The sequence below is a fragment of the Myxococcaceae bacterium JPH2 genome (genome assembly GCA_016458225.1).
Taxonomy (GTDB): Bacteria; Myxococcota; Myxococcia; order Myxococcales; family Myxococcaceae; genus Citreicoccus.
Window position 1 is genome coordinate 1 of record JAEMGR010000098.1, and the last position, 340, is coordinate 340.

Consider the following 340-nt stretch of genomic DNA (forward strand, 5'->3'; position numbering starts at 1 on the left):
AGCGCTCCAGCCCGCGCGCAGCCTCAGCCACGCACCGCTCTTCCAGTCGCTCCTCGCGCTCCAGAACGTGCCCTCGCGCGCGCTCCAACTCCCGGGCCTCTCTCTCAAGCCCGTCGAGTTCGAGACCCGCAGCTCGAAGTTCGATCTCAGCGTCGCGTTCGTCGAAACCGACCACGGCCTGCAAGGCTCACTGGAGTACAGCACCGACCTCTTCGAGCAGCGCACCATCGTGCGGATGGCAGAGCACCTGCGCATCCTCCTCGATGGCATCGTCGCCCAGCCTGACGCGCAGCTCGCGCACCTGCCGCTGCTGCCCCAGCACGAGCGTCAGCAACTCCTC

The 340-nt window shown here is 67.6% G+C and carries 1 protein-coding gene; it reads left to right on the forward strand.

Going from position 1 to position 340, the window contains the following annotated elements; genetic code table 11:
• The coding region (locus JGU66_36265; protein MBJ6766231.1) for a hypothetical protein at nt 1–340 on the forward strand (340 nt) is incomplete at both ends.